Below are 13,635 nucleotides of genomic sequence, written 5' to 3'. Positions count from 1 at the left end.
AACAGAGTATCTATGAAAAAAATTTGTAGTGTGTATCGCAGTTCGAAAAAAGATGAGATGTATCTTTATGTCGATAAAACTGAAAAGTTAGAGCGAGTGCCTGATCCATTAAAAGAGATGTTTGGTGCTCCGATTCATGTGTTTGATATGTTGTTAACGCCAGATAAAGCGTTGTCACGGGCCGATGCAGCGCAGGTATTGGCAGATATTGCCGAAAAGGGCTATTTCTTGCAAATGCCGCCGCCAAAAGATGATTATCTGCTAGATCTATATCAGGATCGTCCGCAAACAGGTGTACGTTAGTGGCTGATCAGGTATTTTGGCGCTCTAAAAGCCTGCAGCAGATGTCGGAGCCCGAGTGGGAATCTCTCTGTGATGGTTGTTCACTCTGCTGTTTACATAAGCTAGAAGATGAAGATACGGGGCAGGTACATTATACCAGTGTGGTATGTCATCTACTGGATATGGAAACGCTGTATTGTACGCAGTATGAGAAGCGCTGCTCATTGGTGCCTCAGTGTGTCAAATTACACCCTGAGGATGTGCAGGAATTTCATTGGTTGCCACCGAGCTGTGCTTATCGTCTCGTGCATGAAGGTAAAGACCTGCCTGAATGGCATCCTTTAGTCAGTGGGCGTCGTGAATCGGTTAAAGAGGCGGGCGCATCGGTACTGAATTGGTATGAAGTGACTGATGACAAGTTGAAAAGCGATGACGAGTACTTTGATTATCTATTGGACTGACGTGGCCGACTGAAGCACGCCTTTGAGCAGTCGCTTGTGGCTTGCTTGAGGGTTGTCAGTGCCCGTTGATACCTGTTTAGCGGGGCACTCAGTGCATGATGGTCGACGTGTAATCGATTGGCATAGAAAAGCAGCTGAGTGGTGCAAGCCGCTCAATCGTTGATCTGCAGCAGCGTTAAGCATCGCGATCGATAGCGCTGCGGCTTAGAGATAGGGCGTTTCGTTTAGGGGCTTAAGTAAGCGAGGCGCTCTGCTAGTAATGCCTGACAGGGCTTGAGTATCGCTTTTAAATCACTCTTGAGCCGAGCGCTCATCAGATCCGTTCGGCTGGTCTTAAAGTATTCCACCACTTGCTGCTCTTCAATACGGTTGTTAGCCGCGATATCCATCCCATCACCAATACAGTAGGCATACACCGGCAGGTGATTATTCACTACCGTATCGATGTCGTTTTTATCCAGTAATAGCTTATGCATGGTGAGATAGCGGCGGTATTCCTGTGCCGCGGCGGCGGCCATACCTTTTAACTGTGTATAGGTGAAACGTTTCGATTCTTCTTGGCTGGCCAATATTTGTTTCATGCGGGTATGAACAGTGGAGACCTCTTCATTGAAGGTATGTGGCGCATAGCGTTCGTTGGTTAGCTTATATCTGTTTAAGTCGGCCACCTGAGCTTGCAGACTGCTGATCTCTTCACGCATCGATACGGCTTCTTCAATTAGCTTACTGCGCTCATCCTTGAGTGTCATGATAATCCGCTGAGTTGGCGACAAACCTTCTTGATTGATGGTTGGGTTAAGGTTGGTCGCCGATTGTGACAGGGTTGAATCCAATGGAATGATCAGTTCGCCGAAGTTCTCCACTTTTTCGCGATTTTCAGCCTGTTGTGCGCTCACAGCGGTATAGATGATATAGCCGGTTAGCGCGGCAACAATCAGTAACAACGGTACGCCAATCAAAAGTGTCAGTTTTAGCTTACTTAACGGCATTGCATCAACCTTTGATGGCTCAGTTTTTAATGGCGATATAGTTATTCGTCAGTTCAATCATATCCAATAAGACATTGCCGGTTTCGGTTAGCAGTGCTTCCTGTTCAGGGCTAATAATACGTCCTTGTGAATCTTTCTCTAATAGGTCATCTAATTCAGCTAAGGCGCTGACAGTCGGTAGATCTTTAGCGATGCGGCGTGTGTTTTCCTGATCGAGTAACCATTGCTCAGAGGTGGCACGTTCGTTTTTAAGCGTCGTTTCATTGAGTGATATGGTTTTATCCTGCTTGTTTTCCTGCATACGTTTAATCTGCGCGTCCATGAACAGGAAGTCTGGATTAAACTGCGTCCGTAAGGTATGGCGACGACTCAAGGTTGGCAGAATCGCGCTCAAGTTAAGATAGCGTTGATGAGGAATTTCAGACACGGTATCCCAAGGCAGGGCTCCCTCTAAGGCGCTCTCGCCGATCTGATCGGTGTCATAGATCGTTGGTAGACTAATATCTGGGATAACCCCCTTATGCTGCGTACTTTCACCCGAAATGCGATAAAACTTAGCGTGCGTCAGTTTGATCTGTCCGTGATGCAGCGGTGATAGTGTCTGTACGGTACCTTTGCCGAACGTTTGACTGCCGACGATGATGCCTCGCTGATAATCTTGTATGGCGCCGGCAAATATCTCTGAAGCGGATGCGCTGAGGCGGTTAACCAATACCGCCATCGGGCCATTGTAAGCCACTCGAGGGTCAAGGTCGGCTTGAATGTTGACGCGATTGAGCGGATCTCTGATCTGTACCGTCGGACCTCGGCTGATAAACAGGCCAACCAACTCGTTGGCTTCACGCAGTGAACCGCCACCGTTATTACGTAAGTCAATAATCAGGCCATCGATATCCTCTTGCTTCAGTTCATTAATCAACTGCGCGGTATCCCGGGTGGTACTTTTGTAATCTCTATCGCCGCGTTGTAAGGCGGCAAAGTCGATATAAAAGGCGGGAATACTAATGACACCGAGTTTATAGGGCTTACCGCCATGTTGTAGCTCAATAACTTTGCTTTGCGCGGCTTGCTCTTCCAGTTTGACTTTATTGCGTGTGATTTTAATGATTTTTTGATGGCTATCGTCCCCATCGGAGGGAATGATATTGAGTCTGACAACGCTATCTTTAGGGCCGCGGATGAGATCAACCACTTCATCAAGACGCCAGCCGACGACGTCTTCAATATCGCCATCTTCACCCTGACCAACGCCAATAATTAAATCAGCAGGCTTTAATTGGCCCGCCTTATCGGCAGGGCCTGCAGGCACTAGACGCACCACCTTAGTGTTTTCATTCTCGCTCTGTAATACCGCGCCAATACCCTCTAGCGAGAGGCTCATGTTGATATTGAAATTCTCAGACAGGCGAGGTGAGAAGTATTGCGTATGTGGATCAAACTGCTTGGTCAACGCATTAGCAAAATTTTGAAATACGTCTTCATTATTGGTTTGTGTGGTTCGCTTCAATTGACTCTTATAGCGTTTGCTTAACAGTTGTTTGGCTGCATCGATATCTTTATCAGCGATCTTTAATGTTAGTAGCGCGCTCTTAAGCCGCTTACGCCAAAGCTCATCCATGGCGGCTGCATCGACGGGCCATTGACTGTCTTCACGATCCGTTTCAATGGTCTCGTCAATATTGAAGTCAACTTGATAATCGGGGCTTTCTAAGGTTGCAATGAGTTTTTCTAGACGCGTTTGAGAGCGTTGAAGGTAACGGTTAAAAATAGCGTATGCCGCGGTTAAATCGCTGTTTCGGATCTCATTATCAATCTGAGTGCGATATTGCTCAAACTCATCGATATCCGATTGATAGAAGAACACCTTTGATGGATCGAGGCTATCTAGATATTGATCGAGTACTTTACTGGAGAGTGCGTCATTCAGTACGATATTGTTATAGTGATCCTGATTCAATGAGGTGACAATATCGGTGATTGTCTGCTTATGAATGGGAGCAGGTTGCAAAACAGTATTGGTTATAGCGCTGACGGGCAGTGCTATCAGCAAACTCAAAGCCAGTGAGGTGGTGAGCAAGCGGCGTAATGGGCGTGTGTATATCAAACTGTATGTTCCTGTTTTGCTACTACATATAAAGTCTGAGACAGACAAATAACCCGCTTGGTTCCGTAACTCAGAAAATCTGAGTGTAGTCTTGTCGCGTGCTGATGTAAAATCAACAGCTTAACTCTTGTTTATAAATTGAAGCGGGTACTACTATTGTGATTATGCTGGGTATTAAGATTTTATTGTTGTCGCTAATCGTCAGCATAATCACCGGTTGTGGTAAAACTGAAGAGGAAAAGCAGTTTCATCAGCAGTTGCTGGACAAAGCCCTGAATGATGAAACGAAACAGATGGGTAATCGCTTTTTAGCTGAGAATGCTCAGCGCGATGACGTTGTTGTGACGGATAGCGGGTTGCAGTATGAGATATTAGTTGCCGCAGAAGGGCCTAAACCGCGTGTATTCGATCGAGTGCGAGTCAATTATACCGGCTGGACCGTCGATGGCGAAGTGTTTGAAAGTTCGGCATCGCAAACTGAATACCCTATGTTTACGCTGAACAAAGTTATCAAGGGGTGGCGATTAGCGTTACTTAAGATGTCGCCGGGAGCACGCTGGAAAGTTTACCTGCCTTCGGAGTTAGCTTATGGTGCGCGCAGCCCTGGTGGAATGGTGCCCGCTAATTCGGCACTTATTTTTGAAATTGAGTTGTTAGAAATCCTGCCTGAGGAAAAGGCCGATCAATGATGCAAAAACATGAGTTTAATCAGCAATTATTTGAATTTTTGGCCGCGTCACCCACGCCATTTCATGCCGTGTATGAAATGCGGGGGCGCTTACAGGAAGCGGGTTATATCGAGCTTCAAGAGCAGGATATCTGGAATGTGAGGCCCGGTGGTCGTTATTTTATCGTACGTAATGAGTCATCCATCATTGCCTGGAATATGGGCGTGCATGCCGACTTAATGCATTCCGGCATGCGAATGGTTGGTGCCCATACCGATAGCCCTTGCTTAAAAGTTAAGCCGAATCCTGAAATTGAAAGTCAAGGATGTCTAAAAATAGGCGTTGAAGTGTATGGTGGCGCGTTGCTCAATCCTTGGTTTGATCGTGATCTTTCATTAGCGGGTCGCGTTAACTATCTCAGCACAGACGGCAGTATTTGCAGCGAACTGATCAATTTTAAACGGCCGATCGCGGTCATTCCTAATTTAGCGATTCACCTTAATCGAGAGGTGAATCAAGGGTTGAATGTTAACCCACAAACGGATCTTCCGCCTATTATGGCTCAGTTGCAGGGGGATACTAAGATGCAACTGTGTGAGGTGCTGAAAAATGAACTGTTGGCCAGCCATATTGATGATGTTGCTGAAATATTAGATTACGAATTATGTTTCTATGATGTACAGCAGCCGGCGTATGTTGGCCTGAATAATGAGTTTTTTGCTGCGGCTCGACTGGATAATTTGTTGAGCTGCTTTATCGGTATGCAGGCGTTAATTGAGTCCGATTCTGAGCAGAGTTGTTTGTTGGTCTGTAACGATCATGAAGAGGTGGGCAGCATGAGTGCTGCCGGTGCGCAGGGACCGATGTTGAAACAACTGTTGCAACGTATCCTGCCCGATCCTGAATCCCGTAGCCGGATGATCGCTCACTCGATGATGGTTTCTGTCGATAACGCGCATGCGGTACACCCTAACTTTGCTGATAAGCATGATAGTAATCATGGCCCACGCATGAATGCCGGCGCGGTAATTAAAATTAATGCCAATCAGCGTTACGCTTCTAATAGTGAAACCTCGGCGCTGTTTCGCCATATTGCGCAGCAAGAAGACGTCACCTTGCAGTCTTTTGTCGTACGGAGTGATATGGGGTGCGGCAGCACGATTGGCCCGATTACCGCCGCTGAACTGGGCGTTAAAACCGTTGATATCGGTGTGCCGCAATTAGCGATGCATTCAATTCGGGAATTGGCCGGCAGCGATGATCCTGTCAATCTAGCGAAAGTGTTAAGGCGTTATTTTCAGCAGGAGAAGGTGTAAGTTTTTGTTATACCCCTGTTAAATCTCAGGCCGAGCGATAGTGATGTCGCTCGGCCTGTTGCTTTGTGTGTTCGATTTATCTGCTGTCCCATGTTCTAAGGAAGGTGATCAGCCACTCTTCGCGGCCCCCTTAGCGGAGTCTTTCGCGATCGTGGCGATGCACTTTACCCGCACACTTCACCCGCCAGGTGGAGCTACAGCACTGATTGCTATTATTGGCGGTGAAGGTATCCATGCGATGGGCTATTTGTATGTGCTACCTCCTATTTTAACTGGGGCGTTGGTTATGTTGCTGGTTACGCTGTTGGTTAACAATATATCCCGCAATCCGGGTAGGCACTACCCAGTCTATTGGCTTTAATGCTTTCAGGGTAAATCAGGGTGCGGCAGATACCCGTATAATGGGGTATTCTATAATCATGCAGCTTGAAATAACCGCCCCGATATTTAAATGCTTGGCCGATGAAAATGCCTTTTTTCAGCGTCTGTCAGAGATCGATGGCTGTCGTAAAGTCGTGGCTAGGGCTGCTTATATCAGCGTGACTATAGGTCATGTTGGCGAAGAAACGTTGCCGATAATAGAGAATATCTGTGATATCTGGAATGTATCCTATACAGTCGTTAGCGATTAAGTCGAATAATGCTGTCTGAGGGCTTTATGGAACAACTGTTAGAGCAGGTTTTTGCCTTTTTACCGTTGTTGTTAACGGGTATGTTGGTGCTGATGAGTCTATTGGGGCTGCACTGGCTATTGCTGGCGCGGCATCCCGAAATGGGTAATGAACGTAAGCTACCGCGACAGCTAATACTATTAGCCTTGAGCTTAGCGGGCACGGTATTGATTGCCATTGCACTACCGGTGAGTGAGAGTACGCGTAATCAGGTCATCGGCTTGATCGGCGTGTTGGTTTCAGGAGTGATTGCTTTCTCGTCAACGGCGGTGATTACAAACTTGATGGCCGGTGTGATGTTGCGCAACACGCGACCGTTTAGGGTGGGTGACTTTATTCGGGTTAGTGATCATTTTGGCCGGGTTTCACAGCGAGGTCTGTTCGATACTGAAATTCAAACAGAGCACCGAGAGTTGGTATCGCTACCGAATACCTATCTGATCTCAAATCCGATTGAAGTGGTGTTGTCGGATGGTGCCATTATCTCTGCAACGTTATCCTTAGGTTACGATCTCCATCACGGGCAGATCGAACATCTTCTTATTCAAGCGGCAGAAGAAACCGGTTTGACAGAGCCTTTCTGTCAGATTACCGAATTAGGTGATTATGCGATTACTTATCGGGTGAGTGGCTTACTGCTTGAGGTGACCAGCTTACTCACCACCCGTTCTAATCTTTATCGTAATATCCTCGATACTTTGCATCGCAACGATGTTGAGATTGTCTCGCCGAGCTTCATGAATCAGCGCCGTTTAGCGGAAAACAGTAAAATTTTGCCGGCCTCGGTGATTAAAACACCAGCCCATGCGCCCTTTAACGCGGATGACGTCGTTTTTGATAAGGCTGAAGCAGCGCAAGAGCGAGAAGAAAAAAAGTTGTTGCTGCTCAGTGAAATAGCGGCATTACAGGCGGAGGCCAAAAATACGGCAGGCGATGATAAACAGCGTATAGCCGAGGTGATTGAGCAGAAAACCACGCAAGTGAGTCAGCTTGAGCATGCAAATGAGGAGACGGCTGAACAGCAGGGAGCCGCTCAGCAGCCATCTTCGCCGTCATAAGCAACCGGCTGAGTGGTAGCGTTATTCAGCTAACCCCTATATCAGCTAATTTAAAGTGTCTTTAGTCTTAGCTGTTTTCCAAGCGAAAACCAATCTTGAGGGTCACCTGAAAGTGGCCGATCTGACCATTCACAATATGCCCTCGGGTTTCTACGACTTCAAACCAGTCCATCTGTTTAATTGTTTTGCTGCAGTGATCCAATGCGTTACGAATGGCATCGTCGGAACTGATGGCGGATGATCCGACAACCTCGATCTTCTTGTATGTATGATGATCAGACATATGCTTTATTACCTTGGCTGCTGAAAGATAAATCTAAGGAAGGTGCGAATAACCAGTATGCCTGTAACGGTTGCCTTGATCTCCAGCTTCTCTGTAAGCCAGAGGCGTAATTGACTTATTCACACCTTCCTAAGCGTAGTCTAAAAAATCAACCTGTGTGTTGATACGTCATACGCGAACAGTGGAACGCGTTTTATACCTCACTGACCACCTTTGCATAGTGGATAATATTATGGAACACGGCAGCTTGTTCAGACAGGTTGCGATAGCCGTGAGATTGATCAGCGGAAAAGCGTATCGCTTCACCAGAGGCAAGCGTTAGCCATTGTCCATCGATGAGTAATTCCATGGTGCCACTAATAACGATTACATGTTCTGTTACCCCTGAGCGATGAGGATCGGATAGTCGTTCGACACCGGGTTCAAGAATGAACTCAAACATTTCAAAGCCAAAGCGATCGTCATAGGGAAAAATAGCCGGAGCAGGGGCTTTATCGTCGGCTAAATATTTATGTTGTTCGAGCACCGGTCGGATCACAGTACTGTCGTTCTGCTCCTTGGAGGATTCAATCAAACTGGAGAGGGAGAGTTGAAATCCCGTGGCAATTTTCCATAGGGTGGTAATGGTTGGGCTCGATTCCCCCCGTTCAATCTGACCAAGCATCGCTTTACTCACCCCAGTTTCATTGGCGGTCCGATCGAGGCTCCAGTTTTTTTGCTGACGCTGCTGCTTCAAGTGTTTAGCGATGTTCTGATTAATTTCTTGCACAGATATATTCCCAATTACGGTGGCTATCTTTTGGTTGTACGTTATAGCGCACAGTGATACGCTTTTGATCTTGGATGTTATAACGCACAAATAATTAATGAAGTGTAAGAGGTTGTTCGAATGGGATCAATAATGGGTCGCTTAAAATTAAGCGGTTGTTTCAGCCTATCGCATATATCCGCTGGTTTTGTCGCGGTTTTGGTCGGTTATACCAGTTCGGCGGTGATTATCTTTCAGGCCGCGGAAGTGGCAGGTGCATCGCCTGCTGAAGTGAGTTCTTGGTTATGGGCCTTAGGTATTGGTATGGGATTAACCAGTGCTGGGCTTTCGCTTTATTTTCGTACGCCAATCTTAACCGCTTGGTCGACGCCGGGTGCCGCGTTGTTGGTCACGGCGTTATCCGGCGTGCCGATCAATGAAGCGATCGGGTTGTTTATATTCAGCTCTGGCTTGATTTTATTGTGCGGCATAACCGGCTGGTTTGAAAAGATTATGCATCATGTGCCCCAGCCGCTAGCTGGAGCAATGTTGGCAGGGGTTTTATTGCAGTTCGGTCTTGATCTATTTACGGTGATGGGGACTAACCTATTGCTCGTGGGGCTGATGTTAGCGGGGTTCCTGTTGATCAAGCTTACCTTGCCTCGCTATACGATTCCGCTAGTGTTATTGATTGGTACGCTGGTGGTGTTTTTTCAGGGGCAGTTGAATCTAGAGGTTCTACAGTGGCAGTTATCGACTCCCGTTTGGGTAACGCCGGTATTTGATCTGCAAAGTATCATCGGTATCGGTATTCCATTATTTATTATCACGATGGCCTCGCAAAACGTCCCCGGGGTGGCGGTGATGCGGGCCAACGGATATGACACCCCTATTTCACCGTTACTGACCTGGACCGGTTTAACGGGCGTGATCTTAGCGCCTTTGGGTGGTTTTTCCTATAACTTGGCGGCTATCACTGCAGCCATCTGTATGGGGAATGAAGCGGGGCAGGACCCGAGCAAACGTTATTTGGCCGCGGTCTGGGCGGGCGGTTTTTACTTGCTGACGGGCTTGTTTGGTTCGACCATTGCCGCTTTGTTTATGGCTTTTCCTGAAGCATTAGTGATGGCGGTTGCTGGGTTGGCGTTGCTGAGTACTATTGGTAATAGCTTGTCAGGGGCGTTGGCAGAGCCGTCTGAGAGAGATGCCGCCCTGTTGACTTTCTTAGTGACTGCATCGGGGATGAATCTGTTGGGTATCAGTAGCGCCTTTTGGGGGTTGTGTATCGGTCTCATCGCTTACTATCTACAGCGTGGCGACCGAGCTTAGCTGGAGAAGTGGGCCGGCGATTAAAGTCGAGAAGGGCGATTAGTGAGAATCGCTCGTCGGATGAAGGTTGTTCGCCATTATGCTTGAAATACGCTGAAATTCCGTTAGTTCTTCTGACGTAAGTCCCTCAGTCATTGTCTGAACCGTTTTGGCATCAATATCGATAATCTCTTTGATCACGGCAATCCCTGCATCCGTAGGACATAAGTAATGACTGCGTTTGTCATTCGGATTGGGCATTCGGGAGATAAATCCCCGTTCAATTAAGGTGTTAACCAAGCGTGTTACTTGGGCTTTGTCGCGTCCGAGAAAGCTGGCGATATCAATGGCGGTACAGGGCTTTTTGCGGTGAATAATCTTGATGACACGAATATGCATGGGTGTAATACCCAAATTTAGTTGCTCAGTTTGTTGATGTAATTGACGCTTCAATCCGTGGACTAAGTGAAACAAGCTTTCTAATGATGATTGATCAGACATAACGAATCTCTGCGCAAATGGTTGACAAAGTCAACCATTGTTAATATAGTTGCCATTATCAACTATATTTGTATTTGTATCAAGACAGGAGAGCTATCTTGAGCGTACACACCGATTCAATATCGAAAACACCACTGATCTATAAGGCGCTGGTGGTAGTCAGCATCATGAGCGTTATGGGCGGTTCATTAACCGGAGTAATGACCTATATGAATGTCGGCTACGCGAATACTTTTTATAGCGATTGGCTGAGTTCGTTTTTAGCGGCTCTTATCTTGATGCCTGTGGGATTTCTATTGATGGGGTTGATCACCAAGCTTGTTGCACTGTGGTTACCAAACGCGAATGCCCATGCCCGTAATCTCGTTACAGGTGGGATGATGGCTTGCATCATGGAGTCGATGATGGCGTTTAGTACCACCGCCAATACCCTTGGTTTTTCCAATTTTGCTGATTTTTTGACGGGCTGGTCATTCAGCTTTTTAGCGGCACTGCCTTTAGGGTTAACCTTAATGATGGTTATCTCGCTGACGGTTAAACCTAAAATCGAGCTTTATTTGAAGAGCTGAGTGCCTGCTTAACCGAAGTATTAAACACCGTTTATCGAAGCGTGAGCATTGATGTGCCCGCTTTACCGTGACGAACGAAGAGAGATAACGATAATGAAGAAACAACACCTGTATAAAATAAGCATTGATCACATTCAAAACGCGGATGGTTCTGTGCCTGACGATGACATTTGTGAATTTGAATTTTTAAGCCATGATGAGCTGTTTGAGATCATCGAAAAACTAAAAAGCAGAGCGGATGTTGGCCCTGAAAAAGCGGCACCGCTGGCGCTTGGCATTAAGTTATTTGGCGGAATCATGTTGGCCAATAAAAAACAGGAGCTATTTGTTAATTTGATGCCACATTTCGCCGCCTTTATGAAAAATCTAAAGCAGAAAACGTTATAGCCGTCATAGGGCGTTTGAAATAGGGGAGGGCGAATCCTCCCACTTTGGCTGCAAGGAGGCGCTGGGTATTATATCGAGTGGTTAGGTCGCTTGGTCGTGACCGTCAAAATCAACGGTGACTTGATAACAGCCTTGAAGATCAGCGACCTTATACAACCAGCCGTGACGGTTAATGATTTTTTCGCTAAGTTGTAGGCCTAAACCATAGCCATATCCTAGTGATACTTCTTGAGTGTTTATTTTAGTTACCTGAGCCGATTCTTTATCGCTTTCGTGACGGTTAGTGATAGTGACGCGGCTGCCTTGCTGTTTAATCTCGACTAGCCCCTGTTGCGTATGTTGGTAAGCATTTCGAATAAGGTTGCTGAGCACAATGTGGCAAGCGGTTGCTGCGACATTCACACGCGCTTCGTCAGTCTCTATTTTAACGGTAACGTTTTTTGTATTAAGTAGATAATTAAGCTCATCGGTTAGCTGTTTAACTTTTTCATGTAGATTTATCGGCACGAGAGCGATGTTTTGCTTATCTTTATGACTAAGCCACAATAATGTTTCAGTTAGGTCACTCATGGTGAGGCCTGCACGTTGAATTCGCTGTAACGTGAGTGCTTGTTTGTCGCTGAGAGGCGATGTTTCACTGAGTCGCTTAAGCAGATCCACATTGCTACGAATAACCGCGATAGGCGTTCGTAATTCATGGCTTGCGTAGCTTAAAAATTGCTGCTCACGTTCTAAACTTTGATGTGCCGATACTAAGCTGTTTTGAACTAATGAGGCTAAAACATTGAGTTCGTTATAAGAGAAATCGGGAGGAGGGGCTTGTGCATTCTCTTGAGTCAGTGATTTAGCCCAGTTTTTTAAAGATTCAATCGGCTTAGCTATTTTCTGCATGATCATAACCAAGCAGAAGGCAAATAATGTGATGGCTGCTAGCGCAGTAAAAAGTGCCCAATATAAACGGTTTTTGGGTTGTTTTGCCGCGTTCGCATCGAGACGATTTTTTTCGAGGATGACCTTCGAAACAAATCTTTTTTCCCCTGATGGTGTGTAAGTAAGAACGACAAAATAGATGTTCTCAGGAATGGAAAAGATAGAGGATTGATCTTTTAATTTCTGTAACTGTCCAGCCTCCGTTGGCGGAGATACAAAATTTTTCTGAATAATATCAGGCGTATCTTGCCAACGGCTAGCGATATTAAAGCCAATAAGGTCAATGGGTTGTCCATCTTCGACTGTTGCTGTTTTCGCGATATCCTTCATCACGATATTTAATCCTTTATCGAGCCCATTAATAAAATAATTAGCGCTTAATAAAGAAAAGCCGATCGCCATGACTGAGCCAAGCAGCACGACACTGATAAAAAAATACAGTTTGAGGCTTGGCCTGATTTTCATTATGAAGACCCTTCTTTAGGTTGTTCTTTGATGGCGAAGCCAATACCTGAAATTGTCTCTAAGGTGATGTTGCTGCTGTTCACATCGAGCTGTTTACGTAGATGGTGGATATGGACTTTTAAGCTATTACTGTCGGGTTGCTCATCCCCCCAGACAGCTTGCATAATGTGTTGGCGGCTCAGGGGTTGAGGGCTAGCGCGCACGAGCGCCTCTAATAATTTAAACGCGATAGGGGATAGTTTGAGTGTTTGCTGTTTTAACTGTGCCGTATGCTGAGTTAAATCGAGCGTTAAATCGCCTAATATGAGACGTTTTACTTCACCACTACGGCGTTTAGCAAGCACTTGCACACGGGCTACCAGTTCTTGCATATCAAAGGGTTTGACTAAATAGTCATCGCTACCGGCTTTAAATCCTTGTAGCTTATTTTCGAGACCATCACGAGCCGTCAGCATGAGTATGGGAATATCCATGCCTTTTTCTCGCAGTGTATTACACAGGGTTAAGCCATCCATTTTGGGCATATTAATATCCAGCATGATCATTTGGTAATGATTGCTTTGTATTAAATTCAATCCCATTAGACCATTACTGGCGTGATCACATTGAATGGCTTCAATCTCAAGATAATCAACAATAGTGGTGGCAAGATCAAGATCATCTTCCACCAGAAGTACATTCATCATTAATCGACGTTTCCTTTATACCTAGCGACGCTATCACCTGAAAATATAGCTTATGTCGTGGTATCGATGTAGTGTTCTAAGCTAGGTTTAAACTTAGCTCAGAACTTAGCTCAGAACTTAGCTCAGAACTTAGCTCAGAACTTAGCTCAGAACTCAGAACTCAGAACTCAGAACTCAGAACTTAATTGAGGATTGAACCAAGAACGCTA

At 46.0% G+C, this 13,635-nt stretch carries 17 protein-coding genes; 10 read left to right on the top strand and 7 right to left on the bottom strand.

Annotated features, from left to right (window positions below):
* The first annotated feature begins 12 nt into the window (after positions 1 to 12).
* Together Q4488_RS00285 and Q4488_RS00280 are read left to right on the top strand one after the other, a co-directional pair.
* Positions 13 to 303, top strand: coding sequence for a YcgL domain-containing protein (locus Q4488_RS00285; protein WP_303578441.1), 291 nt, complete (start codon positions 13 to 15; stop codon positions 301 to 303).
* Complete coding sequence (locus Q4488_RS00280; protein WP_303578440.1) at positions 303 to 743, top strand: YcgN family cysteine cluster protein; 441 nt, start codon at positions 303 to 305, stop codon at positions 741 to 743. The genes Q4488_RS00285 and Q4488_RS00280 overlap by 1 nt, the downstream gene beginning before the upstream one ends.
* 224 nt (positions 744 to 967) lie before the next feature.
* Here the strand turns inward: Q4488_RS00280 and Q4488_RS00275 are convergent, their stop codons facing one another.
* Both Q4488_RS00275 and Q4488_RS00270 read right to left on the bottom strand, forming a co-directional pair.
* Positions 968 to 1,732 carry a hypothetical protein gene (locus Q4488_RS00275; RefSeq protein ID WP_303578439.1) on the bottom strand — a complete coding sequence of 255 codons (765 nt, stop codon included), beginning with the start codon at positions 1,730 to 1,732 and terminating at the stop codon, positions 968 to 970.
* Positions 1,733 to 1,751: 19 nt separating this feature from the next.
* A complete protein-coding gene (locus Q4488_RS00270) occupies positions 1,752 to 3,836 on the bottom strand; it encodes a carboxy terminal-processing peptidase (protein WP_303578438.1) in 2,085 nt (694 codons plus the stop codon).
* 164 nt (positions 3,837 to 4,000) lie between these two features.
* Between Q4488_RS00270 and Q4488_RS00265 the strand changes: the two genes are divergently transcribed.
* The 5 genes from Q4488_RS00265 to Q4488_RS00245 are packed head-to-tail and all read left to right on the top strand — an operon-like array spanning position 4,001 to position 7,549.
* Positions 4,001 to 4,525, top strand: a complete 525-nt coding sequence (locus tag Q4488_RS00265) for an FKBP-type peptidyl-prolyl cis-trans isomerase (protein WP_303578437.1) — start codon at positions 4,001 to 4,003, stop codon at positions 4,523 to 4,525.
* Positions 4,525 to 5,820 (top strand): M18 family aminopeptidase, encoded by a 1,296-nt coding sequence (locus tag Q4488_RS00260; protein WP_303578655.1) that lies wholly within the window; start codon positions 4,525 to 4,527, stop codon positions 5,818 to 5,820. The genes Q4488_RS00265 and Q4488_RS00260 overlap by 1 nt, the downstream gene beginning before the upstream one ends.
* A gap of 43 nt (positions 5,821 to 5,863) precedes the next feature.
* Positions 5,864 to 6,181, top strand: coding sequence for an HPP family protein (locus Q4488_RS00255; RefSeq protein ID WP_303578436.1), 318 nt, complete (start codon positions 5,864 to 5,866; stop codon positions 6,179 to 6,181).
* Between the two features lie 40 nt (positions 6,182 to 6,221).
* A complete protein-coding gene (locus Q4488_RS00250; RefSeq protein WP_303578435.1) occupies positions 6,222 to 6,452 on the top strand; it encodes a hypothetical protein in 231 nt (76 codons plus the stop codon).
* Between the two features lie 26 nt (positions 6,453 to 6,478).
* Positions 6,479 to 7,549, top strand: a complete 1,071-nt coding sequence (locus Q4488_RS00245) for a mechanosensitive ion channel family protein (RefSeq protein WP_303578434.1) — start codon at positions 6,479 to 6,481, stop codon at positions 7,547 to 7,549.
* Positions 7,550 to 7,616: 67 nt separating this feature from the next.
* Here the strand turns inward: Q4488_RS00245 and Q4488_RS00240 are convergent, their stop codons facing one another.
* Positions 7,617 to 7,832 carry a dodecin gene (locus Q4488_RS00240; RefSeq protein WP_303578433.1) on the bottom strand — a complete coding sequence of 72 codons (216 nt, stop codon included), beginning with the start codon at positions 7,830 to 7,832 and terminating at the stop codon, positions 7,617 to 7,619.
* Between the two features lie 193 nt (positions 7,833 to 8,025).
* Positions 8,026 to 8,601: a helix-turn-helix domain-containing protein gene (locus Q4488_RS00235; RefSeq protein ID WP_303578432.1), complete on the bottom strand. Its 576-nt coding sequence runs from the start codon at positions 8,599 to 8,601 to the stop codon at positions 8,026 to 8,028.
* Between the two features lie 120 nt (positions 8,602 to 8,721).
* Here Q4488_RS00235 and Q4488_RS00230 point away from each other — a divergent pair, with 120 nt between their 5' ends.
* On the top strand, positions 8,722 to 9,909 hold the full coding sequence (locus tag Q4488_RS00230; RefSeq protein ID WP_303578431.1) for a benzoate/H(+) symporter BenE family transporter: 1,188 nt from the start codon (positions 8,722 to 8,724) through the stop codon (positions 9,907 to 9,909).
* A gap of 39 nt (positions 9,910 to 9,948) precedes the next feature.
* On the opposite strand, the gene Q4488_RS00225 is transcribed toward Q4488_RS00230, so the two are convergent.
* Positions 9,949 to 10,389: a MarR family winged helix-turn-helix transcriptional regulator gene (locus Q4488_RS00225; protein WP_303578430.1), complete on the bottom strand. Its 441-nt coding sequence runs from the start codon at positions 10,387 to 10,389 to the stop codon at positions 9,949 to 9,951.
* Between the two features lie 98 nt (positions 10,390 to 10,487).
* Between Q4488_RS00225 and Q4488_RS00220 the strand changes: the two genes are divergently transcribed.
* On the top strand, positions 10,488 to 10,958 hold the full coding sequence (locus Q4488_RS00220; protein ID WP_303578429.1) for a DUF2798 domain-containing protein: 471 nt from the start codon (positions 10,488 to 10,490) through the stop codon (positions 10,956 to 10,958).
* A 93-nt stretch (positions 10,959 to 11,051) separates the two neighbouring features.
* Positions 11,052 to 11,345, top strand: coding sequence for a DUF3861 domain-containing protein (locus Q4488_RS00215; protein WP_303578428.1), 294 nt, complete (start codon positions 11,052 to 11,054; stop codon positions 11,343 to 11,345).
* Positions 11,346 to 11,426: 81 nt separating this feature from the next.
* On the opposite strand, the gene Q4488_RS00210 is transcribed toward Q4488_RS00215, so the two are convergent.
* Together Q4488_RS00210 and Q4488_RS00205 are read right to left on the bottom strand one after the other, a co-directional pair.
* Complete coding sequence (locus Q4488_RS00210) at positions 11,427 to 12,740, bottom strand: HAMP domain-containing sensor histidine kinase (RefSeq protein ID WP_303578427.1); 1,314 nt, start codon at positions 12,738 to 12,740, stop codon at positions 11,427 to 11,429.
* Positions 12,740 to 13,426, bottom strand: a complete 687-nt coding sequence (locus tag Q4488_RS00205; protein ID WP_303578426.1) for a response regulator transcription factor — start codon at positions 13,424 to 13,426, stop codon at positions 12,740 to 12,742. Before Q4488_RS00205 ends, Q4488_RS00210 begins: the two co-directional genes overlap by 1 nt.
* Positions 13,427 to 13,635: the final 209 nt, after the last annotated feature.

Source organism: Amphritea sp. 1_MG-2023 (assembly GCF_030547545.1).
GTDB lineage: Bacteria > Pseudomonadota > Gammaproteobacteria > Pseudomonadales > Balneatricaceae > Amphritea.
Note: the sequence above shows the minus strand (reverse complement) of the source record. Positions and strands in the feature narration are given on the sequence as shown.

What these genes read in the sequence shown, in the direction of transcription:
- Q4488_RS00250 (WP_303578435.1), top strand. Translation starts at nt 6,222, where the DNA reads ATGGGGTATTCTATAATCATGCAGCTTGAAATAACCGCCCCGATATTT.
- Q4488_RS00225 (WP_303578430.1), bottom strand. Translation starts at nt 10,389, where the DNA reads ATGTCTGATCAATCATCATTAGAAAGCTTGTTTCACTTAGTCCACGGA.
- Q4488_RS00240 (WP_303578433.1), bottom strand. Translation starts at nt 7,832, where the DNA reads ATGTCTGATCATCATACATACAAGAAGATCGAGGTTGTCGGATCATCC.
- Q4488_RS00205 (WP_303578426.1), bottom strand. Translation starts at nt 13,426, where the DNA reads ATGATGAATGTACTTCTGGTGGAAGATGATCTTGATCTTGCCACCACT.
- Q4488_RS00275 (WP_303578439.1), bottom strand. Translation starts at nt 1,732, where the DNA reads ATGCCGTTAAGTAAGCTAAAACTGACACTTTTGATTGGCGTACCGTTG.
- Q4488_RS00285 (WP_303578441.1), top strand. Translation starts at nt 13, where the DNA reads ATGAAAAAAATTTGTAGTGTGTATCGCAGTTCGAAAAAAGATGAGATG.
- Q4488_RS00215 (WP_303578428.1), top strand. Translation starts at nt 11,052, where the DNA reads ATGAAGAAACAACACCTGTATAAAATAAGCATTGATCACATTCAAAAC.
- Q4488_RS00260 (WP_303578655.1), top strand. Translation starts at nt 4,525, where the DNA reads ATGCAAAAACATGAGTTTAATCAGCAATTATTTGAATTTTTGGCCGCG.
- Q4488_RS00255 (WP_303578436.1), top strand. Translation starts at nt 5,864, where the DNA reads ATGTCGCTCGGCCTGTTGCTTTGTGTGTTCGATTTATCTGCTGTCCCA.
- Q4488_RS00230 (WP_303578431.1), top strand. Translation starts at nt 8,722, where the DNA reads ATGGGATCAATAATGGGTCGCTTAAAATTAAGCGGTTGTTTCAGCCTA.
- Q4488_RS00265 (WP_303578437.1), top strand. Translation starts at nt 4,001, where the DNA reads ATGCTGGGTATTAAGATTTTATTGTTGTCGCTAATCGTCAGCATAATC.
- Q4488_RS00210 (WP_303578427.1), bottom strand. Translation starts at nt 12,740, where the DNA reads ATGAAAATCAGGCCAAGCCTCAAACTGTATTTTTTTATCAGTGTCGTG.
- Q4488_RS00245 (WP_303578434.1), top strand. Translation starts at nt 6,479, where the DNA reads ATGGAACAACTGTTAGAGCAGGTTTTTGCCTTTTTACCGTTGTTGTTA.